17 protein-coding genes are annotated in these 22,733 nt (G+C 65.5%); 9 read left to right on the forward strand and 8 right to left on the reverse strand.

Annotated features, from left to right (window positions below):
* Positions 1–218: 218 nt before the first annotated feature.
* Positions 219–2,438, reverse strand: a complete 2,220-nt coding sequence (locus tag IF803_RS16370; RefSeq protein ID WP_461192809.1) for a marine proteobacterial sortase target protein — start codon at positions 2,436–2,438, stop codon at positions 219–221.
* 253 nt (positions 2,439–2,691) lie between these two features.
* Here IF803_RS16370 and IF803_RS16375 point away from each other — a divergent pair, with 253 nt between their 5' ends.
* Positions 2,692–3,456, forward strand: coding sequence for a helix-turn-helix domain-containing protein (locus IF803_RS16375; protein ID WP_304498277.1), 765 nt, complete (start codon positions 2,692–2,694; stop codon positions 3,454–3,456).
* A gap of 218 nt (positions 3,457–3,674) precedes the next feature.
* On the opposite strand, the gene IF803_RS16380 is transcribed toward IF803_RS16375, so the two are convergent.
* Positions 3,675–4,895, reverse strand: coding sequence for an ABC transporter substrate-binding protein (locus IF803_RS16380; RefSeq protein WP_028341508.1), 1,221 nt, complete (start codon positions 4,893–4,895; stop codon positions 3,675–3,677).
* 125 nt (positions 4,896–5,020) lie between these two features.
* Complete coding sequence (locus IF803_RS16385; RefSeq protein WP_461192786.1) at positions 5,021–6,562, reverse strand: acyl-CoA synthetase; 1,542 nt, start codon at positions 6,560–6,562, stop codon at positions 5,021–5,023.
* A 215-nt stretch (positions 6,563–6,777) separates the two neighbouring features.
* Between IF803_RS16385 and IF803_RS16390 the strand changes: the two genes are divergently transcribed.
* The 4 genes from IF803_RS16390 to IF803_RS16405 all read left to right on the forward strand — a co-directional run bounded on the left by IF803_RS16390 (position 6,778) and on the right by IF803_RS16405 (position 10,951).
* Complete coding sequence (locus IF803_RS16390) at positions 6,778–7,914, forward strand: acyl-CoA dehydrogenase family protein (RefSeq protein ID WP_304498279.1); 1,137 nt, start codon at positions 6,778–6,780, stop codon at positions 7,912–7,914.
* Between the two features lie 264 nt (positions 7,915–8,178).
* Positions 8,179–9,348, forward strand: coding sequence for an acyl-CoA dehydrogenase family protein (locus IF803_RS16395; protein WP_461192787.1), 1,170 nt, complete (start codon positions 8,179–8,181; stop codon positions 9,346–9,348).
* On the forward strand, positions 9,348–10,004 hold the full coding sequence (locus IF803_RS16400; protein ID WP_411783876.1) for a glutathione S-transferase family protein: 657 nt from the start codon (positions 9,348–9,350) through the stop codon (positions 10,002–10,004). Before IF803_RS16395 ends, IF803_RS16400 begins: the two co-directional genes overlap by 1 nt.
* A 116-nt stretch (positions 10,005–10,120) precedes the next feature.
* A complete protein-coding gene (locus tag IF803_RS16405) occupies positions 10,121–10,951 on the forward strand; it encodes a helix-turn-helix domain-containing protein (protein WP_461192788.1) in 831 nt (276 codons plus the stop codon).
* Between the two features lie 139 nt (positions 10,952–11,090).
* On the opposite strand, the gene IF803_RS16410 is transcribed toward IF803_RS16405, so the two are convergent.
* A complete protein-coding gene (locus IF803_RS16410) occupies positions 11,091–12,314 on the reverse strand; it encodes an ABC transporter substrate-binding protein (RefSeq protein ID WP_461192789.1) in 1,224 nt (407 codons plus the stop codon).
* Positions 12,315–12,528: 214 nt separating this feature from the next.
* Between IF803_RS16410 and IF803_RS16415 the strand changes: the two genes are divergently transcribed.
* From IF803_RS16415 to IF803_RS16430, 4 genes are all read left to right on the forward strand, one after another.
* The gene (locus IF803_RS16415) at positions 12,529–13,395 is read left to right on the forward strand and encodes a beta-keto acid cleavage family enzyme (protein ID WP_461192790.1); all 867 of its coding nucleotides are present in this window, start codon (positions 12,529–12,531) and stop codon (positions 13,393–13,395) included.
* Positions 13,396–13,527: 132 nt separating this feature from the next.
* A complete protein-coding gene (locus IF803_RS16420) occupies positions 13,528–15,126 on the forward strand; it encodes an AMP-binding protein (protein WP_461192791.1) in 1,599 nt (532 codons plus the stop codon).
* Positions 15,126–16,754, forward strand: coding sequence for an acyl-CoA carboxylase subunit beta (locus IF803_RS16425; RefSeq protein ID WP_461192792.1), 1,629 nt, complete (start codon positions 15,126–15,128; stop codon positions 16,752–16,754). Before IF803_RS16420 ends, IF803_RS16425 begins: the two co-directional genes overlap by 1 nt.
* Complete coding sequence (locus IF803_RS16430; RefSeq protein ID WP_461192793.1) at positions 16,751–18,730, forward strand: acetyl/propionyl/methylcrotonyl-CoA carboxylase subunit alpha; 1,980 nt, start codon at positions 16,751–16,753, stop codon at positions 18,728–18,730. Before IF803_RS16425 ends, IF803_RS16430 begins: the two co-directional genes overlap by 4 nt.
* A 144-nt stretch (positions 18,731–18,874) precedes the next feature.
* Here IF803_RS16430 and IF803_RS16435 read toward each other — a convergent pair whose 3' ends face one another.
* The 4 genes from IF803_RS16435 to IF803_RS16450 are packed head-to-tail and all read right to left on the reverse strand — an operon-like array spanning position 18,875 to position 22,722.
* Positions 18,875–19,867, reverse strand: a complete 993-nt coding sequence (locus IF803_RS16435; protein WP_461192794.1) for an ABC transporter ATP-binding protein — start codon at positions 19,865–19,867, stop codon at positions 18,875–18,877.
* Positions 19,864–20,877 (reverse strand): ABC transporter ATP-binding protein, encoded by a 1,014-nt coding sequence (locus IF803_RS16440; RefSeq protein ID WP_461192795.1) that lies wholly within the window; start codon positions 20,875–20,877, stop codon positions 19,864–19,866. The genes IF803_RS16435 and IF803_RS16440 overlap by 4 nt, the downstream gene beginning before the upstream one ends.
* A complete protein-coding gene (locus tag IF803_RS16445) occupies positions 20,877–21,770 on the reverse strand; it encodes an ABC transporter permease (protein ID WP_411783867.1) in 894 nt (297 codons plus the stop codon). Before IF803_RS16445 ends, IF803_RS16440 begins: the two co-directional genes overlap by 1 nt.
* A gap of 4 nt (positions 21,771–21,774) precedes the next feature.
* Positions 21,775–22,722, reverse strand: coding sequence for an ABC transporter permease (locus IF803_RS16450; protein WP_028335293.1), 948 nt, complete (start codon positions 22,720–22,722; stop codon positions 21,775–21,777).
* Between the last annotated feature and the right edge of the window lie 11 nt (positions 22,723–22,733).

Raw genomic sequence — 22,733 nt, forward strand, 5'->3', positions numbered from 1 at the left:
CGAGGAGCGCGCAGCGCGTCTCGAAGGGTGAGGCCGGTCCGGTGGCCTCGCCCTTCGAGACGCCCGCTTCGCGTGCTCCTCAGGGTGAGGGTTGGAAATTCGCGCGATGCCTTCCTCGGGTGGGAGAAGCTGCGCGCGCGGCCCTTGGGGGACGGGTGGAAGGCCGCGCGCGCTCTTGAAGGAGGAGGTTGGGGGGCACCTCCTCCTTTCATCCGACGTCATTGGGGCGACGTCTGACGCCGGTTGAACACCAGGAGGAGAAGGCTGACCGTGAGCAGGATCACGCCCGCGATCATCTTCAGCTCCGCATCGGTCGCGGTCTTCGGCAGCTGGATCGTGCCGGGAGCTTGCGTCGCGACCGGTGACCGCTTCAGCGCAGCGAGCTGCACCTTGCCGTCGCCGCCGTCGGCGCGCCGCTCGCCCGGGACGGCGGGCAGATTCGGACGCTCGCCGAACAGCTTCGCGAAATCCCAGCCAGCGGGCAGGTTGAGCGGGAGTTCGCTCAACTTCAGCGGCTCGCCTTCGGGGCGGCTCGGCGTCTTGTCGACCGCGACAAGGCTGGTCAGCCGCGTGACGAGCTGATGCTCCAGCGCCAGCGCGAGGATGGTCTTGTCGGCTTCCTCGGGGCTCTCCTGTCGCGTGGTGCGTGCGACCTCGGCATCGGCGATCTTGCGGCGCGCCCACAGTTTCGACAGGCCCTTGCCTTCAGCGGCATTCGCGAGCGGCAGCGTCACGCTCCACGGACGGTCGCCGATGCGGCCCTTGATCTCGACCGAGCCGGCCAGCTTGTCGAGCTTGGTGGCCAGCACCAGCGGCTCGTCGCGATAGACGTCGGGCAGTGCCGACGGCGTCAGGTCGGCCGTCGCCTCGGAGAATTTCGCCGAGAGGTTCGTTACCGCCGGGTTCTCCAGCTTGGCGAACAGGCCGCGCATGCGCTCGTCGACCTGCTCCACCGAGCCGATATGGGTGAAGGTGCCGCGGCCGAGCTCGGCGGCGCGCGTCATCAGATAGGTGTTCGGCGCCGAGCCGATGCCGACCATGAATACCCGCGAGCGGCCGCGCAGCGCGCTGATGGTCTCGAACAATTGCTGCTCGTTGCCGACCGCGCCGTCGGTCAGGAACACGACCTGGCGGACGTAATTGGCGTCGTCATGGTTGGTGTCGGACAGCGCCGCGCGCATCGCCGGCACCATCTCGGTGCCGCCGCGGGCCTGCAGCGCGCTGACGAACGCCGTCGCATTGCCGATATTGGCGCTGTTTGCCGCGACCGGCGACGGGAATAGCGTGTCCATGGTGTCGTCGAAGCGGATCACGTTGAAGCGATCGGCCGGCTGCAGGCGACCGAGCGCGTAAGTCAGGCTCGCCTTGGCCTGGATGATCGAGGTGCCGCCCATCGAGCCGGAATTGTCGATCACGAAGATCACTTCGCGCGGCAACGGCTTCTGTTGCGCCTGCTCGACCGACGGCGGGGTAACGAAGGCGAGCAGATAGTCGGAATTGCCGACATGCTCGCGGAATAGCCCGACCGACGGCGCCTTCTCGGCGGCCGGCTTCCACGTCAGCTCGAAATCACGATCGGCCGGCACCGGGCCTTCGGCGAGCTTGACGATGCGCGTGGTTCTGTCGGGACTCTCGATCCTGACCTGGTGGAAATGGCTCTTCACCTCGCCGAGCGGGAAGCCGGCGTTCAGGTGCACGGTGATGTTGGTCGGATTGACCGGCGCATTCTCCGCCGGATCGAGCACTTCGCTCGCAATGCGGTCGCGGTCCGGCACGGGATCGGTTGACGTGGCGCCCCAGCCGTTGCCATCGGCGCGAAGGTCGACGCTCTGCACCACCGGGCGCGGATTGTAGCGCGGGCCGATCACCATCGGCACCCGCAGCGAGAACTCGTTGCCGTTCTGCTGCACCGGCTCCTGATACTCGATCTGCACCAGCACGGTTTCGCCGGGGCCGATATTGGCAACGGAGTTGGTGAAGATGTTTGGCCGCCCCTGCTCGGTCAGCGCGGCCTTCTGGCCATTCTGCTTGGCCTGCTCATAGATGGCGCGAGCCTGCTGCCGCTCCTTGATGTCGCCGAGCACGACGCGGTCGCCGACCACCATCTTCAGCGTGTCGACCGCGCCGCCCGCCGGCAGCGGATAGACATAGGTCGCCTCCACCCAGTCCTTGGTCGGGTTGCGGAAGATCTGCGTGACGCGGGCGCGGACGGTCGGGCCCGACACGGTGAGGTCGACATCGACGCCGAGCCTGAGTGCATCCCTGTAGCCATCGTCGGTCTTGAACAGCAGCGAGCCGGAACGCGCATCTGATGGCCGCAGCACCGCCTGTTGCGGCAGTTCGGCCGACCACACCGGATCGAAGCTCACGAACAAGGCCGCAAAGCCGATCACCAGCGCGGCCACACCTTCCACCAGGAAGAACAGCGCAATGCGCATCCTGCGCGACAGGCGGATCTGCGGGCTGCTCTTACATGCATCGTAAATCGTCATTTTCGTCACTCCCGAGCGAGACTTTCGCTGCCTCGCGATCATGGAGAACGGCGGTTGTGGCGCGAGCAGAATGATCGGCATTGATTGGCCGCGGTCCGGCGCGGCCCGCCGCCGCCTGCGGCGGGTTTGTGCGGTTTTGTGATGGGTTGTGCGGTCTGCTAGACTGCGCGGAATCAAGGGGAACCGGGCAGGAATCTGGATGCCGACGCCTGACAAGCAGCTGTCCGCCGAGCAGAGCCGGCAGGTCGCGGAGACCATCCGCGAGGAAATCGCGCGCCGCCGAATCTCGCGGCAGGCGCTGGCCGAGCAGGCGAAGCTGAGCCTTTCGACGCTGGAAAAAGTGCTCGGCGGCCGCCGCCCGTTCACGCTGGCGACCACGGTGCGGCTGGAGCAGGCGCTGGGTGTGTCCTTGCGCAAGCTGCCGGAGACGATCACGGTGGCCGCACCCGCCATTGGCGGGATCGCGCCCGACAGCCTCGGATCCTATTCCCGCCGCGCGGTGGCGCGGATCGAAGGGACCTACATCACGGTGCGTCCGTCGTTCGGCGAGCAGGGCGCGCTCTATGCCTATCGGACGGAGATTACCTGGGACGAGGCGTCCTCATCGCTCGGCTTCCGCGAAGGCGAGCGGCAGGACGCCGACTATACGCAGTACGGCGAAGTCGCGGTGCCCAATGAATCCGGCTTCGTCTACCTGGTCACCAACAGGCACGGCCAGCATCGCGTGATTACGGTCTCGCGCCCGCGCAATTCCGGCGAGATGTACGGCATCATCACGACGCTGCTCGCCGGCCGCGGCTCGCTGCTGACGCCGGTCGCCGCGCCGATCGCGTTCCTGCCGGTGAAGAACGTGCCGAAGCCGAGCCTCGGCCGGGTGTCGGCCGATGACGCGAACTACGCCGCCTATCGCGAGCATCTGCGCCGCACCATCGACGAGCCGTTCGCGATTTTCCTGCCGGGCTAACAACGGCAGAGTTAGCTCCGTCATCCTGAGGTGCGAGCCTTGCGGCGCAATTGCGCCGCTGGGCGAGCCTCGAAGGATGCACGGCCACCGGCCGGGCCGTCGACCCTTCGAGACGCCGCTTCGCGGCTCCTCGGGGTGACGGTGAGAGTGCTCGCCGAAACGACGAAGCCGCCCGGACGGGCGGCTTCGCGATATTGTTGCTCGTGGAGCGGCGGGCGCTAGCCGCCGGTCTCGGCGCTGATGATGTCGCCGAACAGCTCCCACTGTCCGTTCTTGAACTGCATCATCTTGAGCTGCTCGACCGGCGCGAAGTCGGTCGCGCTGGTGTTGATCCGGATGCCGGGGATCAGCGTGTCGGGCGCAAAATCCTTCAGGCTGGCGGCCTGCTTCATCACGTTCTCACGCGTCAGGTTGTCGCCGGCCTGCTTCAGCACCTGCACCATGGTCTGTGCCGCGGCGTAGCCATAGACCAGATTGGCGTCGGCGAGGTTGGCGCCCGGCATGTACTTCTCGGCGAAGGCCATGAACTTCTTCATGCCCTCGTCATTCTTCCATTGCGGATCGGACGCGTCCTTCAGATAGCCGGCCGACAGCACGCCTTCCGAGGCCTCGAGCCCGGCAGGCTTCATGACCGCGCCGATCGAGATCGAGACGTCGGTCATCACCTGCATCGGCTTCCAGTTGAGCTCGGCGATCTTCTTGATCGCCTGCGCCGCGAATTTCGGCGTCGAGATGTTGACGAACACGTCGGCGCCGGTGTCCTTCAGCTTGACGATGTGGGAATCGATCGACGGCTCGGTGGTCTCGTAGCTCTCTTCGGCGACGATCTTGACGCTCGACTTGTCGAGGATCTCCTTCAAGCCGACCAGGTAGTCCTTGCCGAAATCGTCATTGGCATAGAAGATCGCGACCTTGGCATCCGGCTTGGCCTTCAGGATGTACTTGCCGAAGATCCGCGCCTCGACGCGATAACTCGGCTGGAAACCCATGGTCCACGGGAAATCCTTCGGATCGTTCCACTTGCTGGCGCCGGTGGCGAGGAACAGCTGCGGCACCTTCTTGGCATTGTGATACTTCTGCACCGCGGTCTGGGTCGGCGTGCCCAGCGCGTTGAACACCAGGAAGACTTCGTCGCTCTCGATCAGCTTGCGGATCTGCTCCACGGTCTTCGGCGGCGAGTAGCCGTCGTCATAGGAGATCCAGTTGATCTTGCGGCCGTTGATGCCGCCCTGGTCGTTGATCATCTTGAAATAGGCTTCTTCGGTCTTGCCGATGACGCCGTAGGCGGAGGCGGGACCGCTATAGGCCTCGACATTGCCGATCTTGATCTCGGTGTCGGAGGCGCCGGTATCATACTTCTTTTGTGCAAAGGCGGCCTGGGTGGAGAGCAGGCAGAGCGCCGTGGCGGCCGCCAGCAGCGACAGTGTTGTTGTTTTCATAAAGGAAATTTCCTCGATTGATTTTGGTTGGGGACTTACGCAACGAACCCGCAGCCGGTCCCGGCAGACGGCAACGGGGGAATCCTTGTCGCGGCGAATTCCGGAACGCGCGGCGCGCGTTTGACTCACGCCGCGGTATCGGTTGGCTTCGGCCGGCTGAATTGTTGCCGGAGCGTCGGCTTATGAATTTTGCCTGTCGCGTTCCGCGGCAGGACCTCGATGAATTCGATCAGGCGCGGGCATTTGAACCGCGCCAGATTGGCCTGACAATGCGCGTAGACCTCGGCCGGGGTCAGCGAATGGCTTGGCTTTACGGCAATGATCGCCATGCCGACTTCGCCCCATTGCTCGTCGGGGATGCCGATCACGGCGGCCTCGGCGACGGCCGCCAGTTGATGCAGCACGCTCTCGACCTCGGCCGGATAGACGTTCTCGCCGCCCGAGATGTACATGTCCTTCCAGCGGTCGACGATGTAGTAGAAGCCTTCCTCGTCGATCCGCGTGGCGTCGCCGGTGTGCAGCCAGCCGTCGGTGAAGGAGGAGGCATTGGCGTCCGGCCTGTTCCAGTAGCCCGGCGTGATGTTCGGACCCTTGACCCAGAGTTCGCCGAGCTCGCCGACCGCGGCGTCGCTGCCGTCGGGCCGCACGATGCGGACCTCGGTGTGCAGCACCGGCTTGCCGGAGGAGCCGGCCTTGCGCGCGGCATCCTCGCGGTCGAGCACCATCACCGCCGGCGAGGTCTCGGTCATGCCGTAGCCCTGCTGCAGCGCCACGCCGCGCGCCTCCCAGGTCTTGAGCAACGGCACCGGCATCGGCGCGCCGCCGACGCCGCCGATGACGAGGCGGCTGAAATCCGCTGATGCGAAGGCAGGATGCTGCGCCATGAACTGGTAGATCGCGGGCACGCCGAAGAATACGTTGATGCCTTGCGCCGGGTCGCCGATCAGCTTCAGTGCCTCGCCGGGATCGAAGGCGCGCATGATCAGCACGGTGCCGCCGGCGTGCAGCACCGGGTTGGTGTAGCAATTCAGCCCGCCGGTGTGGAACAGCGGCAGCACCGTCAGCAGCACCGAGGCCGGCGAGATGTAGGCGGGGCCGCCGAGATTGACGCAATTCCAGAACGTCATCCCATGGGTGATGATCGCGCCCTTGGGCTGGCCCGTCGTCCCCGAGGTGTACATGATGGTCGAGATGTCATCGAGCATGACCTCCTCGAACCGCTCGAGCGGCGCGGCTGCCGCAATGCCGGCCTCATAGGCGCCGCCCGGGCCGAGCCTCACGGTCGCGACGACATTGCAGAGCTTTGCCACCGCAAGCGCGGTCTCGGCGAGGTCGTCGTCGTGGATCATCACCTTCGGCGCGGCGTCACCGGTGATGTAGCGCAGCTCGGGAACGGTGAGGCGCGTGTTGAGCGGCAGGAAGATCGCGCCGATCCGGAAGCAGGCGAACTGCACCTCCAGCGTATCAGTCGTGTTCAGTGCCAGCACCGCGACGCGGTCGCCGCGGGCGACCTTCAGCCCATCGCGCAGCCAGGCGGCGAGCCGCGACACGCGGGCGTCAAGCTCCGCATAGCTGAAGCGGCGATCGCTGGCGAGATCGACAAGCGCCATCTTGTCCGGCGTGCGCCGGCGATGATGCGCGATCCAGTCGTAATAACGAACCGGCAAATTTCCCTCCTCCGGAACGGCAGTCTTGCGCCGCCTGTTCCTGGCTCAATTGATGCCATGAAATGGCAGTGGAGGCGGCGTATTAGGATACTGTCTTGCGTTTAGTGGCTGGCAAATCGTCGGACCGGGCGCCGGCACCGATGGCAGCCACTCGACGCAAGTGAACCGGGAGAAATCCGGACATCGTCGGAGGAAAGAATCAACGGAGCACGCGGATGGCAAACCCGTTCTACACCGGCGAGCATGAGGCCTTTCGCGAGGTGATGCGGCGCTTTGTTGCCAGGGAAATCGAGCCTTATGCCCATCAATGGGACGAAGACGGCGAGTTTCCGCGCGAGCTCTATGCCAAGGCATCCGCGATCGGGCTGCTCGGCCTTGGCTTCCCGGAAGAATATGGCGGCATCGCCGCCGACCAGTTCATGAAGATCGTGGCCTCGCAGGAGCTGGCGCGGGCCGGCGCCGGCGGCGTCTCCTCGAGCCTGATGAGCCACACCATCGGCTCGCCGCCGATCGCGCGCGCCGCGCGGCCCGAGGTCAAGGCACGGGTGCTGCCGGAGGTGCTCGCCGGCAAGAAGATCTCCGCGCTCGCGATCACCGAGCCGAGCGGCGGCTCCGACGTCGCGAACCTGCGCACCAAGGCGCGGCGCGACGGCGATCATTACGTCGTCTCCGGCGAGAAGACCTTCATCACCTCGGGCATGCGGGCCGACTATCTGACGGTCGCGGTGCGCACCGGCGGCGAGGGCCCCGGCGGCGTCAGCCTGCTGCTGATCGAAGGCAGCACGCCGGGCCTGTCCCGCACCAAGCTGAAGAAGATGGGCTGGTGGGCGTCGGATACCGCGACACTTCATTTCGACGAATGCCGGGTGCCGGTCGAGAACCTGATCGGCGAGGAAGGCCAGGGCTTCAAGATCATCATGCAGAACTTCAACAGCGAGCGCATGGGCATGGCGGCGAGCTGCACCGCCTATGCGCGCGTCTGCCTCGACGAGGCGGTCGCCTATGCCAAGGAGCGCAAGACGTTCGGCAAGCCGATCGCCCAGCACCAGGTGATCAGGCACAAGATCGTCGACATGGCGCAGAAGGTCGCGGCCTCGCAGGCGATGCTGGAGATGCTGGCGTGGCGGCTCGGCCAGGGCGAAAGCCCGGTCGCCGAGATCTGTATGATGAAGAACCAGGCGACGCAGACCATGGCGCATTGCGCCTCCGAGGCGGTGCAGATCTTCGGCGGCGCCGGCTTCATGCGCGGCATCAAGGTCGAGCGCATCTACCGCGAGGTCAAGGTCAACGCCATCGGCGGCGGCACCGAGGAGATCATGAAGGATCTCGCGAGCCGGCAGATGGGATTGTGAATTAGTGAGCCGCGGTACGCACCTTCCCCCTGAAGGGGGGAGGGCAGGGTGGGGGTCACGCCGCGAGTCCGACTGCCAGTTTGACCCCCACCCGGCCCGCTCGGCGTTGCCGAGCGTGCCGACCTCCTCCTTTCAGGGGGAGGTGAGATGGAAAAGTCATTCCGGGGCGCGCGTAGCGCGAACCCGGAATCTCGAGATGATGGATAAGGATTCCGGGTTCGATGCTTCGCATCGCCGTGGAATGACAAAGGATAGTTCGAGAACATGCTCTTCACCGCCGACCACGACGAACCGCGCCGCGCTCTACAGAAGTTCATCGCGGCCGAGATCAACCCTCATGTCGACGAATGGGAGAAGGCCGACATCTTCCCGGCGCATGAGCTGTTCAAGAAGCTCGGCGATCTCGGCTTCCTCGGCCTCAACAAGCCGGTCGAGTTCGGCGGTCAGGGGCTGGATTATTCCTACGCGCTGATGATGGCCGAGGAGTTAGGGGCGATCACCTGCGGCGGCGTGCCGATGGCGATCGGGGTGCAGACCGATATGGCGACGCCCGCGCTGGCGCGGTTCGGCTCCGACGAGGTACGGCGCGAATTCCTGGTGCCCGCGATATCAGGCGATCAGGTCGCGTGCATCGGTGTCTCCGAGCCCGGCGCCGGCTCCGACGTCGCCTCGATCAAGACCAGTGCCCGCTCCGACGGCGACGACTACGTTATCAATGGCGGCAAGATGTGGATCACCAACGGCACCCAGGCCGACTGGATCTGCCTGCTCGCCAACACCAGCGACGGTCAGGTCCACCGCAACAAGTCGCTGATCTGCGTACCGATGAAGACCAAGGGGGTGCAGGTCGCGCGCAAGCTCGACAAGCTCGGCATGCGCTCCTCCGACACTGCACAGATCTTCTTCGACAATGTCCGGGTGCCGAAGCGCAACCGGATCGGCGAGGAGGGCCAGGGCTTCACCTACCAGATGATCCAGTTCCAGGAGGAACGGCTGTGGGGCGCAGCGGCCTGCCTGAAGGCGCATGAATTCATCATCAACGAGACCATCGACTACACGCGCAACCGCAAGGCGTTCGGCGGCTCGATCCTCGACAACCAGGTGGTGCACTTCAAGCTCGCGGAGATGCAGACCGAGGTCGAGCTGCTGCGCTCGCTGATCTATCGTGCCGGCGAGGCGCTGGTGGCCGGCGAGGACGTGACCCGGCTCGCGACCATGGCGAAATTGAAGGCCGGCCGGCTCGGCCGCGAGCTCACCGATGCCTGCCTGCAATATTGGGGCGGCATGGGTTTCACCAACGAGACGCCGGTCAGCCGCGCCTATCGCGACAGCCGCCTGACCTCGATCGGCGGCGGCGCCGACGAGGTGATGCTCATGGTATTGTGCAAGATGATGGGCACGCTGCCTGGCCTGAAGCAAAAGGGAAACGCCTGATGATCACGCTCTATCACTGCGATGCCGCGCGCTCGTTCCGTCCGCTGTGGATGCTGGAGGAGCTTGGGCTTGCCTATGAGCTGAAGATGCTGCCGTTCCCGCCGCGGGTGTTCGCCAAGGAATATCTCGGGATCAATCCGCTCGGCACCATCCCGTTCATGATCGATGGCGAGACCAGGATGACCGAGTCCTCCGGCATCTGCCATTACCTCGGCACCAAATACGGTCCGACGCCGCTGATCGTCGGCGTCGACGAGCCGGCTTATGGCGCGTTCCTGAACTGGATGTATTTTTCCGACGCGACGCTGACCTTTCCGCAGACGCTGGTGCTCCGCTACAGCCAGCTCGAGCCGGAGGAGCGGCGCAATCCGCAGGTCTCGGGTGACTATGCAAAATGGTTCCTGGGCCGCCTGCGTGCAGTGGAAGCTGCCGCCGCGAAGTCGGAATTCCTCTGCGCGGAACGCTTCACGGCGGCCGACATTACGAACGGTTATGCGCTGCGGCTTGCCAGCAATATCGGCCTCGCCAAGGATTTCGGGCCGAATGTCGCGGCCTATTGGGCGCGGCTGCAGCAGCGCGACGGCTACAAGCGCGCGGTGGCGGCGGAGCAAAAAGCCGGGCAGGAACAGAACGTTGCGCCGCGGGCGCGGCTCTGATCTCGCCGAAGGCAATGTGTCCCGGAATTGATCCAGCACATCGGTGACAGCTTGCGAATTTGCGTTATGGTAGCTCCGCCGCAGCGGCCCAAAGAGCCGCGCGAGGAGGAACCGCCATGGACGCGATCGTGGACACGAAGTGCCAGAGCTCCAGCCAGCAATCCGGTCACCGGATGCTGATTACGCCGGAACGGGTGTTCTATGCCGGGCTGCTCGGACGCCCGCGCGAGCGCTGTCCCGGCGCATTCCATGTCTATGTCGCGATCCGCGACGGGCTGCACCTGTCGACCAGCGAAGGCCGCGAGTCGCATGGCGAGCTCGCGGTGACGATGCCGAACGTGCGCCACACCATCACCAGCGAATATCGCTCGGCGATCTGCGTCGCGATCGAGCCGGAAAGCGTGCCCGACGGCACGCTTGAGGCGGTCGCCCGCCGTTTGCAAGGACCGGACTCTCATCTGTTCGCGAACCGGATTCGCAACGCCTATGCGACGCTTGCCGAGATGCAGCATCGCGATGCGATTGCGAATGCCGAGTTCGACACCATGTGCTTCGGCGACGCGCTGCCGCAGCGCGTGCTCGATCCGCGTGTCGTGCGCGCGATCGGCCGCATTGGGCAGTTCTCCGGCGAGCCGGTGACGGCGGCGGGCTGCGCCGCCGAGGCCGGGCTATCGCCCTCGCGCTTCCTGCATCTGTTCAAGGAGGAGACCGGGATCTCGTTCCGCTCCTTCCGCGCCTGGAAGCGCGCGCGGCATCTGCTGCACTTCGCCAACCAGGACATCAACCTCGCGCATCTCGCGCAGGATATCGGCTATCCCGACTCGACGCATTTCAGCCACTCGATTCGTCGCTTCTATGGCTTGAAGCCGCGCGCGATCTTCTCCGGCTCGCGGGATCTTGCGATCTATCGCACCGGACAGGCCGCGAACGAACGCGCGCTGACGTAGACTGTCGTCCCGGCGAAAGCCGGGACCCATACCGCGTGATCTATCGATGGCGTGGGCTGGCAGAGACCTTTTGAAACAATAATCGGCTGTGGTTATGGGTCCCGGCTTTCGCAGGGACGACACCTGGGATTCTCCTCCGCTACAGATTCGCGCCCTGGATCACCTCGCCGAACCGCAGCCAGCCGGGCCCTTCGATCCGTTGCAGCTGAAGCTGCTGCAGCGGGTGATGATTGGTCGGGCTGGTGTTGACGCGGATGCCGGGCAGCAGCGTCGGGACCTCGATGTCTTTCAGGTTGTTGGCCTGCGCCATGATGTTGTCGCGGCTGAAATTGCCCTTGCATTGCTCGAGCACGATTTTCAGCACCTGCGCCACCGTGTAGGCGTAGAGGTTGTAGCCCTCTTTCGGATTGCCGTCGGGGAAGTATTTCTCCATGAAGGCGAGGAAGTTCTTCACGCCGGGATCATTGGCCCAGGCCGGATCGGCGACGTCCTTGACATAGGCCGACGAGATCGTGCCCTGCGACTTGTCGAGGCCGACAGGCGCAATGGTCGAGGAGATCGAGGCGGCGCCGCTGGCGATGAAGTGCATCGGCTTCCAGCCGAGCTCATAGATCTTGCGGATCGACTGCGCGCAGAACTTTGCCGTGGTGCCCGAGATCAGCACATCGGGATTGGCGCCGCGGAGCGCAACGATCTGGGAATCGATCGTGGGATCGGTGACCTCGTGCGAGGCCACCACGGCTGCGGTCGCGAACCGCTCGCCGAGCACGTCCTTGGCCCCAGCGACGAAATCCTTGCCGAGGTCGTCGTTCTGGTAGAGCACCGCGAACTTCGCGTTCTTGTTCTGGCTCAGCGCGTATTTGACGAACACCTGCGCCTCGGTCCGCGCGCTCGGTGCAAAGCCCATGGTCCAGGGATAGGTCTTGTAGTCGCCCCATTTGTCGCCGTTCACCGACAGGAACAGGTGCGGCACCTTGGCGGCGTTGATGTATTTGACGACCGACGAGTTCGGCGCGGTACCGAGCATGTTGAACAGGAAGGCGACATTGTCGCTTTCGATCAGACGGCGTACCTGCTCGACCGTCTTCGCCGGATTGAACGCGTCGTCGTAGTAGATGTATTTGATCTGCCGGCCGGCGATGCCGCCCTGCTCGTTCAGCATCTTGAAATAGGCTTCCTGGCAGCGCGCCTGCACGCCGAGCGCGGATACCGGGCCGCTCAGGGAGGTGGTGCTGCCGATCCTGATCTCGGTCGCGGTGACGCCTGGCGTGTCGTCGGCTAGCGAAGGCTTAAGACCCGCGGCCGCGGCAAATCCCGCGCCTGCCGCGCCCGTAAGCCATGTGCGCCGGTTGATCGAGACCATGACGTTCTCCCCGTGATGCCGGCTTGTTGCGCCGCTTCTGCTTGGCGGCAAGGTTAGGCGTGATGCGGGCGTCGCGTCTTGTGTTAACCGGCTGGCGACGGATTGCGTCGTGAGCGCATCCACTTAGCCAGTCAACGCAAGATGACGCGACGACAAAGTTCTCATCATGGGGCGATCAGCAGCGCATGTGCGCCGCAAAGCGGACAAGAGACCCATGAGCGACAAGGCCGTCATCACCTGCGCGCTGAACGGCGTGCTTACCGACCCGAAGCAGCACAACGTTCCGGTGACGCCGGAAGAGATGGCGCGCGAGGCCAGGGCCGCGTTCAACGCGGGCGCCAGCATCATGCACATCCACCTACGCCAGCAAGAGCCGAACAAGGGCCATCTGCCGTCTTGGGAAGTCGGCGTCAGCAAGGAGATCCAGCAGGCGATCCGCGAGGCTTGTCCCGGCGTGATCATCAACCACACCACCGGCACCTCGGGCCCGAACTACCAGGGCGCGCTCGATTGCGTGCGCGAGACGCGGCCCGAGATCGCCGCCTGCAATGCCGGCTCGCTGAATTATCTCAAGGTGAAGGCCGACAACACCTGGGCCTGGCCGCCCATGATGTTCGATAACGCCGTCGAGAAGGTGCAGGACTATCTCGACGTGATGAAGGCGGCCGGCACCATTCCCGAATTCGAGTGCTTCGATGTCGGCATCGTGCGCTGCGTCGGGATGTACCGGCAGACCGGGATGTATTCCGGGCCGCTCGAATACAACTTCGTCATGGGCGTCGCCTCGGGCATGCCCGCCGATCCGGAGCTGTTGCCCATCCTGTTGAAGCTGAAGGCGCCGGAGGCGCATTGGCAGGTCACCGCGATCGGCCGCGCCGAGATCTGGCCGCTGCACCAGCGCGCCGCCGATCTCGGCGGCCATCTGCGCAGCGGGCTTGAGGATACGTTCTATCTCGGCGACGGCACCAAGGTGACGTCGAACGGGCAGCTCGTCGAAGGCCTCGCCGCCTGCGCGCGCCGCGCCGGCCGTGAGATCGCGAGCCCCGCGGAAGCGCGGCAGATTTTCGGGGTCAGGCACTGACCGTCATTCCGAGGTACGCGAACCGTGAACTATGATGCGCAATTGCGCATCTGAGAATCTCGCGTCACACCTCTGGATTCCGGGTCTGCGCTTCGCGCATCCCGGAATGACGGAGCAGGGGAGACAACACGCATGGACAATCTCGCAGTAACCGGCGGTGTCACCGGGCCGGGCCGCATCGGGCGGGTCGCGATCGGCGATCTGTTGAAGCGCGCCGCGCGGCGGTTTCCGGATCGCATCGCGCTCACCGACGGCAACCGGCAGGTGACCTTTACCGAACTCGAGCGCGACGCCAATCGCTTCGCCAATCATCTGGTGCAGCGCGGGCTGAAGCCGGGCGAAAAGATATCGACCATCTGCAACAACTCCGTCGAATTCGTCAAAGCGCTGTTCGGCATTCACCGCGCCGGCCTGGTCTGGGTGCCGATCAACACCATGCTCGGACCGTCTGACATGGACTACATCCTCGGCCATGCCGAGGTGCGTTTCGCCGTCATCGACGACGCGCTTCATGCCCAGGCCGACCGCCGCGCCGCGCTGGAAGCGCGCGGCCTGGAGATGATCACGATCGACCTGACCGGCAATGCCGGCAAGACCGGATTGCAGGAGTTCAACGGTCTGCTGGAGGGACAGTCCGATATCGAGCCTGACATCGAGATCGACGACCGCGACCTCGCGATGATCATCTATACGTCAGGCACGACCTCGCGGCCGAAGGGCGCGATGCATTGCCACCTCGCCGTTGTCATGGCCGTGATGAGCAATTGCATCGAGATGCAGCTCTCGCGCGATGACGGGATCACCGGACAGTTTCCGCTGTTCCACTGCGCCGGCCACGTGCTGCTGCTCAGCTATCTCTCGGTCGGCGGACGCATGGCGCTGATGGGCGGCTTCGATCCGGTTGCCTGCATGGAGGCGATCGTCCGCGATAAGCTCACCGTGTTCGTCGGCCTGTCCTTGATGTACCAGGCGATCCTCGACCATCCGCGCCGGCGCGACTACGACCTGTCGGGTCTGCGCTGCTGCATCTACACCATGGCGCCGATGGGCAAGCCGCTGCTCGAGCGCGCCATGGCCGATCTCTGTCCGAACTTCGTGCTGTCCAGCGGCCAGACCGAGATGTATCCGGCGACGACGATGTCCCGCCCGGAGGTTCAGCTCGACCGCTTCGGCAATTACTGGGGCGAATCGCTGATCGTCAACGAGACCGCGATCATGGACGACAATGGCAACCTGCTGCCGCGCGGCGAGATCGGCGAGCTGGTGCATCGCGGGCCCAACGTGATGATGGGCTACTACAAGGACCCCAAATCGACAGAGGAGGCGCGCAAGTTCGGCTGGCACCATACCGGCGATCTTGCCCTGATCGACGGCAATGGCGAGGTGCTGTTCCTCGACCGCAAGAAGGATATGATCAAGTCGGGCGGCGAGAACGTTGCCTCCGTCAAGATCGAGGAGACGTTGCTGGCGCACCCCGCCGTGCAGAATGCCGCCGTGGTCGGCCTGCCGCATCCGCAATGGGGCGAGGCGGTCTCCGCCTTCGTCAAGCTGAAACCCGGCGCGGTGGCCGACGAGGCCGGCATCGAGGCGCATTGCAGAAAGCACCTCGGCGGCTTCCAGGTGCCGAAGCTGGTGCGTATCCTCGAGGAGATGCCGATGACCGCGACCGGCAAGCTGCGCAAGGTCGAGTTGCGGCAGCAATACAGTGGGCATTTTGTGGAGCGCGCCTAGTGGCCATCATCGAGAACACGATTTCCACCGGCAGCGCCGCCTTCCAGGGCAATCGCGACGGCATGCTGGCGCTGATCGCCCGGATGCGGGGGCTAGAGGAGCGGACGCGTGCGGCGTCGGCCGCGGCGAAGGACCGCTTCCACAAGCGCGGCCAGCTGTTGCCGCGCGAGCGCGTCGCGCTGGTGCTCGATCCCGGCTCTCCCTTCCTCGAACTGTCGACGCTCGCCGGCTACATGTTCGACGTGGCGGATGCCGACAAGAGCGTGCCCGGCGGCGGATTGGTCGCCGGCATCGGCTTCGTCTCCGGCATCCGCTGCATGGTCAGCGCCAATGATGCCGGCATCGACGCGGGTGCATTGCAGCCCTACGGCCTCGACAAGACGCTGCGGGTGCAGGAACTCGCGCTGGAGAACAAGTTGCCCTATGTGCAGCTGGTCGAGAGCGCTGGCGCCAATCTGCTGCGCTACCGCGTCGAGGACTTCGTCCGTGGCGGCAACATTTTTCGCAACCTGGCGCGGCTGTCGGCGGCGGGGCTTCCCGTCGTCACCGTCACCCACGGCTCCTCGACCGCGGGCGGTGCCTACCAGACGGGTCTGTCCGACTACATCGTGATGGTGCGCGGCCGTACCCGCGCCTTCCTCGCCGGGCCGCCTCTGCTCAAGGCCGCCACCGGCGAGATCGCGACCGAGGAGGAGCTCGGCGGCGCCGAGATGCACACCTCGATTTCGGGCCTTGGCGATTATCTCGCCGAGGACGACCGCGACGCACTGCGCATCGCGCGCGACATCATGGCCAAGCTGCCTTGGGACCGTTCTTGGGACCGCCCGGCACCGGCGCCGGGCGCGTTCAAGCCGCCGCGCTATGACGCCGAGGAACTGCTCGGCATCATGCCGATGGATCACAAGCGTCCCGTCGACATGCGCCAGGCGATCGCCCGCTTCATCGACGATTCCGACTTCACCGAATTCGGTGCCAATTACGGTCCGGCGACGGTCTGCGGCCATGCCCGCATCCAGGGCCAAGCGATCGGCATCATCACCAATAATGGCCCGCTCGACGTGCCCGGCGCCAACAAGGCGACGCATTTCATCCAGGCCTGCTGCCAGTCGCGCACGCCGATCCTCTACATGAACAACACCACCGGCTACATGGTGGGCCGGGCCTATGAAGAGGCCGGCATGATCAAGCACGGCTCGAAGATGATCCAGGCGGTGACCTCGGCGACGGTGCCGCAGATCACGCTGTATTGCGGCGCCTCGTTCGGCGCCGGCAATTACGGCATGTGCGGCCGCGGTTTCCACCCGCGCTTCTGCTTCTCCTGGCCCAACGCCAAGACCGCGGTGATGGGCGGCGAGCAGGCCGCCGAAACCATGGCGATCGTCACCGAAGCCGCGGCGGCGCGGCGGGGCAAGCCGATCGAGAAGGAGAAGCTCGACGCGATGAAGGCGCAGATCACCGGGGTGTTCGACAGCCAGATGGACGTATTCTCGACCAGCGCCCGCGTGCTCGACGACGGCGTGATCGATCCGCGCGATACGCGGACGGTGCTGTCAGAGGTGCTTTCGATCTGCCGCGAGGCCGAGGCCCGCAGCCCGCAGCGCATGCAGTTCTCGGTGGCGCGGCCATGAGCGGGGCAATCGTGAAGCGGACGCCGTTCTTCAAGATCCTGATCGCCAATCGCGGCGAGATCGCGCTGCGCATCATGCGATCCGCACGGCGGCTCGGCCATGGCGTCGTCGCGGTCTATTCGGACGCCGACCGCGATGCGCTGCATGTGCGCGAGGCCGACCAGGCGGTGCGGATCGGCGAGGCGCTGCCGGCGCAATCCTATCTGAAGATCGACGCGATCATCGCCGCGGCCAAGGCGAGCGGCGCCGGCGCGGTGCATCCCGGCTATGGTTTCCTCGCCGAGAACGAGGATTTTGCGCAGGCCTGCCGCGATGCGGGTCTGGTGTTCATCGGTCCGTCGCCGGAAGCGATCCTTGCGATGGGCAACAAGGCCGGCGCCAAGGAGATCATGCAGCGGGCCGGCGTGCCCTGCGTGCCCGGCTATCAGGGTGTCGACCAGAGCGTTGCCGTGATGCTGGCGGAAGCCAGGGCCATTGGTTTTCCGGTCATGATCAAGGCGGTCGCCGGTGGCGGCGGCCGCGGCATGCGGCTGGTCACCGATGCGGCGGCATTTCCCGACGCGCTGCGCAGTGCGCGATCGGAGGCGCAGGGCGCGTTCGGCGATCCGACCGTCATTCTGGAGCGCGCGATCGTCAATCCCCGCCACATCGAGATTCAGGTGTTCGGCGACCGCCATGGCAACGCCATCCATCTCGGCGAGCGCGATTGCTCGGTGCAGCGGCGGCACCAGAAGCTGGTCGAGGAGGCGCCGTCGCCGGCGGTGACGCCGGAGCTGCGCGCGCGGATGGGCGCGGTCGCGGTGCAGGCGGTCAAGGCGATCGGCTACGAGGGTGCGGGCACCCTGGAATTCCTGCTCGATCGCGCCGGCAATTTCTACTTCATGGAGATGAACACGCGACTGCAGGTCGAGCATCCCGTCACCGAGGCGATCACCGGGCTCGATCTGGTCGAATTGCAGCTGCGCGTCGCCAGTGGTGCGCCGCTCGGCTTGACCCAGGAGGACGTCAAGTTCTCCGGCCATGCCATCGAGGTCCGGCTCTGCTCGGAGAATGCCGCGCACGATTTCATGCCGCAATCCGGCACGATGGCGCGGTGGCAGATGCCAGATGGTATCCGCGTCGAGCATGCGCTGCAGTCCGGCTCGGAGATTCCGCCGTTCTACGATTCGATGATTGCCAAGGTCATCAGCCGCGGCGCGACCCGCGATGAAGCGCGCGGCAAGCTGATCTGCGCCCTGGAGCAGGTCACGGCCTTCGGCGTCACCACCAATCAGGGCTTCCTGATCGATTGCCTGCGCCATCCGGTCTTCGCCAGGGGCGAGGCGACCACGGCTTTCATCGGCGACAACCGCGATGCGCTGCTCGCGGTCCGACCCGATCGCGGCAGCGATATCGCGCTCGCGGCGCTGCTGCTCTACGTGACCCATCCGCACGCGCCGCCATGGCAGCGCGGCCGGTCGCTCGCAGCGACATTCCCGCTCGGCCTGCGGATCGATCTCGGCCACGGCGTGAAGGAGATCGAGATCGTTCGCGAGCGCGACGGCAGCTACCTCGCGACCCGCAACGGCGATCGCTTCAGCTTCGTGATCGACGAGCTCGGTCAGGACAGCATCCGCTTCCACCACGATGGGGTGATGGAGCAGGCCAAATTCCTGCGCGATGGCGATCGGCTCCATATCCTGCACCGTGGCGTCACGCTGTCGGCGCGCGATCTCACGCTGGCGCCGCCGGAGAGCGCGACGGCGGCCGAAGGCGACGGCAAGGTCCGCGCCGCCATGAACGGCCGGGTCGTCGCGGTGCTGGTGAAGCCGGGCGACAAGGTCGCGGCCGGCCAGCCGGTGATGACGCTGGAAGCCATGAAGATGGAGCACGTCCACACCGCCGGCGTCGCGGGCACGGTGTCGTCGATCGATGTCGCCGAGGGCGAGCAGGTGACGACGGGGAAGATCGTGGTGGAGATCGAGGCTGTCGCCTAACCACCGTCGCCCCGGGCAAGCGGAGCGCGACCCGCGACCCACAACCACAGGACGTGGTGATTCAAAAAAGCTAAGGCCACAGCGCGGCGCAACAGCGAACATTTGTGGTTCTGGGTCCCGGCTTTCGCCGGGACGACGATAGAATTATTCGCTCCGCCCCGTGCCGTCATTCAGCCAGCAGGCGACCTGATGCGCCGGGCCGGCCGCCTGCAGCACCGGGCGTTCGGTCTTGCAGCGATCCATCGCGTAGCGGCAGCGGGTGTGGAAGGCGCAGCCTGACGGTGGATTGATCGGGCTCGGGACATCGCCGTCGATCAGCGGCGCGGTTCGCTTGGCCTTGGGGTCGGCGATCGGCACCGAGGCGAGCAGCGCCTGGGTGTAGGGGTGGCGCGGATTGGCGAACAGCTCGTGCTTGTCGGCGATCTCGACAATGCGGCCGAGATACATCACCGCGACGCGGTGGCTGATATGGGCGACGACAGCGAGATCGTGCGCGATGAACAGATAGGAGAAGTTCTGTTGGCGCTGCAGGTCGATCAGCAGATTGATCACCTGCGCCTGGATCGAGACGTCGAGCGCGGAGACCGGCTCGTCGCAGACGATCAGCCGCGGCCCGAGCGACAGCGCGCGCGCGATGCAGATACGCTGGCGCTGGCCGCCGGAGAACTGGTGCGGGAAATTCTTCATCTGGTCGGGCCGCAGGCCGACCTGCTGGAACAGTTCCGCGACACGCTCCTGCTTCTTCGCGCCGGTCGCGAGGCCATGCACGGTGAGGGGCTCGCCGACGATGTCGCCGGCCGTCATGCGCGGGTTGAGCGAGGCGAACGGATCCTGGAACACGATCTGCATCGAGCGCCGGTACGGCCGCAGCGCCGTCTTGCTGAGCGGCGCGATGTCCTCGCCATCGAGCTTGATGGCGCCGCTGGTCGGCTCGACCAGCCGCAGCACGGTGCGCGCCACCGTCGACTTGCCGCAGCCGGATTCGCCGACCAGCCCGAGCGTCTCGCCGGCGCCAAGCGCGAAGCTGACGCCGTCGACCGCATGCACGGTGCCGACCTGCCGGCGCAGCACACCGCCGCGCACCGCGTAGTGCTTGACGAGGTCGGTCACCTCGAGGAGCGGGCGCTGTTCGGTCATGACGCCTCCGCTATCTCGCCGGCGCGCCAGCACGCGGCCCAGTGATTGCTCTTGACCTCGTCGAGCGGCGGATATTCCTGCCGGCAGCGGTCGACTGCCAGCTTGCAGCGCGGCGCGAAGGCGCAGCCAGGCGGCAGCTTGGTCAGTGACGGCACCATGCCGGGGATTTCGGTCAGCCGCGCATCGGTCTTCGCGCCGAGCGCGATCACCGCCGGCATCGAGGCCATCAGTCCGCGCGTGTAGGGGTGCAGCGGTGTCTCGAACAAAGCTTCGACCGTCGCCTCCTCGACCTTCTTGCCGGCGTACATCACGATCACGCGCTGCGCGGTTTGCGCGACGACGCCGAGGTCGTGGGTGATCAGGATCAGCCCGGTGCCGAGCCGCTTTTGCAGATCGACGATCAGTGCCAGGATCTGCGCCTGGATGGTGACGTCGAGCGCCGTGGTCGGTTCGTCCGCGATCAGGAGCGCCGGCCGGCACGCCAGCGCCATCGCGATCATGGCGCGCTGGCGCATGCCGCCGGACAGCTGATGCGGATATTCCTGCGCGCGACGCTCCGGTTCCGGGATGCGCACCAGCCGCAGCATGTCGACGGCCTGCTTCCAGGCCTCCTTGCTGCTGACCTTCTGGTGCAACCGCACCGCCTCGATGATCTGGTCGCCGATCCGCATCACCGGATTGAGCGAAGTCATCGGCTCCTGGAAGATCATCGAGATGCGGTTGCCCCTGATGTCGCGCATCGCGGCATCGTCGAGCTTCAGCAGATCAGTGCCCTCGAGTGTCACCGAGCCGCCGACGATTCGGCCGGGCGGATCGGGCACCAGCCGCATGATCGACAGCGCGCTGACGCTCTTGCCGCAGCCGGACTCGCCGACGATCGCGAGCGTCTCGCCGCGACGGACCGAGAACGAGACGTCGTCGACCGCGCGGAACAGGCCGGAGTTGGTGAAGAACACCGTCTGCAGGTTCTTCACGTCGAGAATCGTATCGAGCGTCTTGGCCTCGCTCATCAGCCGCGCTGCCTCGGATCGAGAATGTCGCGCAACGCGTCGCCGAACAGATTGGTGCCGAACACCGCAAGGCTGATCGCAATGCCGGGGAAGATCACCAGCCATGGCGCGGTGCGGACATATTCGGCGGCGGATTCGGACAGCATGCGACCCCAGGACGGATAAGGCTCGGGGATGCCGAGGCCAAGGAACGACAGCGACGCTTCGGTCAGGATGGTCGAGCCGAGCTGCGCGGTGGCGAGCACGATCAGTGGCGCGATGGTGTTGGGCAGCACGTGGCGCAGCGCGATCCGCGTCTCGCTCATGCCGATCGATTTGGCGGCCTCGACGAACGGCTGCTCGCGCAGCGCCAGCGTGTTGGCGCGGATCACGCGCGCGACCGTCGGGATCAGGGGAATTGCGATCGCCAGGATCACGTTCGGCAGCGATGGGCCGAGCGCCGCGGTCATCACGAGTGCGAGCACCAAGAGCGGCAGCGACTGCAGGATGTCGGTGACCCGCTGGAACACGAGGTCGACCCAGCCGGAGAGATAGCCGGAGGCGAGGCCCACGATCACGCCGAGCGTGGCGCCGAGCGTCGTCGAGCCGATGCCGACCGCAAGCGAGATCCGCGCACCATGGATGATGCGGCTCCAGACGTCGCGGCCGAAGGAGTCGGTGCCGAACCAGTGCAGCGCGGACGGCGCAGCCAGCCGGTGCGCTGAATCGACGCTGAGCGGATCGTAGCGGCTGATGACGTTCGCGAAGATCGCGGTCAGCACGAACAGCAGCATGATGACGAGGCCGATTGTGCCGAGCACGTGGCGTTGCGCGAGGAACGCAAACCGTCCCCAGCCGCCGGTGGCGTTGGCCCCGGCACGTCGCAATTCGCTGTCGAAATTGATCGTTGCCACGCGCTCAGTCTCCAAACCGGATACGCGGGTCGATTGCTGCGTAGAGCATGTCGACGATGAAATTCACGACCACCACCACGACGGCGATGAACATCACGAGGTTCTGCACGATCGGATAGTCGCGCCAGCGCAGCGCCTCGACCAGGAAGCGGGCGATGCCGGGGATGTTGAACACGGTCTCGGTGACGATCAGGCCGCCGATCAGGAACGCGGCCTCGATGCCGATCACGGTGATGACCGGCAGCACCGCGTTCTTCAGCGCGTGGTGATAGTTCACGGAGGCTTCGGAGGCGCCCTTGGCGCGCGCCGTGCGGATATAGTCCTGGCGCAGGATCTCCAGCATCGACGAGCGGGTGATGCGCATGGTGAGCGCCGCGCTGCGGAAGCCGACCGCCATCGCCGGCACGGCATAGATGGTCAGCGCCTCGAGCCAGGTTTTCGGGTTCGGATTGAAGATCGGCATGGTGCCGAACAGCGAGACCGAGGCCATCAAAATCAGCAGGCCGAGCCAGAATGACGGCAGCGACAGGCCGCTGAGGCTGACGACGCGCAGCGCATAATCGAGCCGTGAGCCCTGGTGGACGGCGCTGATGACACCGAGCGGAATGCCGATCGAGGCGGAGAACAATAGCGCCAACCCCGCAAGCCGCGCGGTGATCGGAATCCGCGGCAGGATTTCCTCCAGCGCCGGCTTTTCCGAGACGTAGGAATAGCCGAGATCGCCGTGCAGCAGGCCGCCGATCCAGTGCAGATACTGGATCACGATCGGCTGGCTCAACCCGAGCTCGCGCTCGAGATTGGCCTTGTCGGCGGGGTCGACGAAGCCCGCGGCGTCGAACAGGATGTCGACGATGTTGCCGGGAACGACGCGCAGCAGCACGAAGATGATGACCGAGATCCCGAATAGGGTCACCAGCATCAGGAACAGCCGCCGCACGATATAGGCAAACACCCTGGCTCTCT

The sequence above is a fragment of the Bradyrhizobium sp. UFLA06-06 genome (genome assembly GCF_054820065.1).

Excerpts from the sequence above, each read along its gene's own strand:
- IF803_RS16370 (WP_461192809.1), bottom strand. The coding sequence starts at position 2,438 with ATGCGCATTGCGCTGTTCTTCCTGGTGGAAGGTGTGGCCGCGCTGGTG.
- IF803_RS16375 (WP_304498277.1), top strand. The coding sequence starts at position 2,692 with ATGCCGACGCCTGACAAGCAGCTGTCCGCCGAGCAGAGCCGGCAGGTC.
- IF803_RS16380 (WP_028341508.1), bottom strand. The coding sequence starts at position 4,895 with ATGAAAACAACAACACTGTCGCTGCTGGCGGCCGCCACGGCGCTCTGC.
- IF803_RS16390 (WP_304498279.1), top strand. The coding sequence starts at position 6,778 with ATGGCAAACCCGTTCTACACCGGCGAGCATGAGGCCTTTCGCGAGGTG.
- IF803_RS16395 (WP_461192787.1), top strand. The coding sequence starts at position 8,179 with ATGCTCTTCACCGCCGACCACGACGAACCGCGCCGCGCTCTACAGAAG.
- IF803_RS16400 (WP_411783876.1), top strand. The coding sequence starts at position 9,348 with ATGATCACGCTCTATCACTGCGATGCCGCGCGCTCGTTCCGTCCGCTG.
- IF803_RS16405 (WP_461192788.1), top strand. The coding sequence starts at position 10,121 with ATGGACGCGATCGTGGACACGAAGTGCCAGAGCTCCAGCCAGCAATCC.
- IF803_RS16410 (WP_461192789.1), bottom strand. The coding sequence starts at position 12,314 with ATGGTCTCGATCAACCGGCGCACATGGCTTACGGGCGCGGCAGGCGCG.
- IF803_RS16415 (WP_461192790.1), top strand. The coding sequence starts at position 12,529 with ATGAGCGACAAGGCCGTCATCACCTGCGCGCTGAACGGCGTGCTTACC.
- IF803_RS16420 (WP_461192791.1), top strand. The coding sequence starts at position 13,528 with ATGGACAATCTCGCAGTAACCGGCGGTGTCACCGGGCCGGGCCGCATC.
- IF803_RS16430 (WP_461192793.1), top strand. The coding sequence starts at position 16,751 with ATGAGCGGGGCAATCGTGAAGCGGACGCCGTTCTTCAAGATCCTGATC.
- IF803_RS16435 (WP_461192794.1), bottom strand. The coding sequence starts at position 19,867 with ATGACCGAACAGCGCCCGCTCCTCGAGGTGACCGACCTCGTCAAGCAC.
- IF803_RS16440 (WP_461192795.1), bottom strand. The coding sequence starts at position 20,877 with ATGAGCGAGGCCAAGACGCTCGATACGATTCTCGACGTGAAGAACCTG.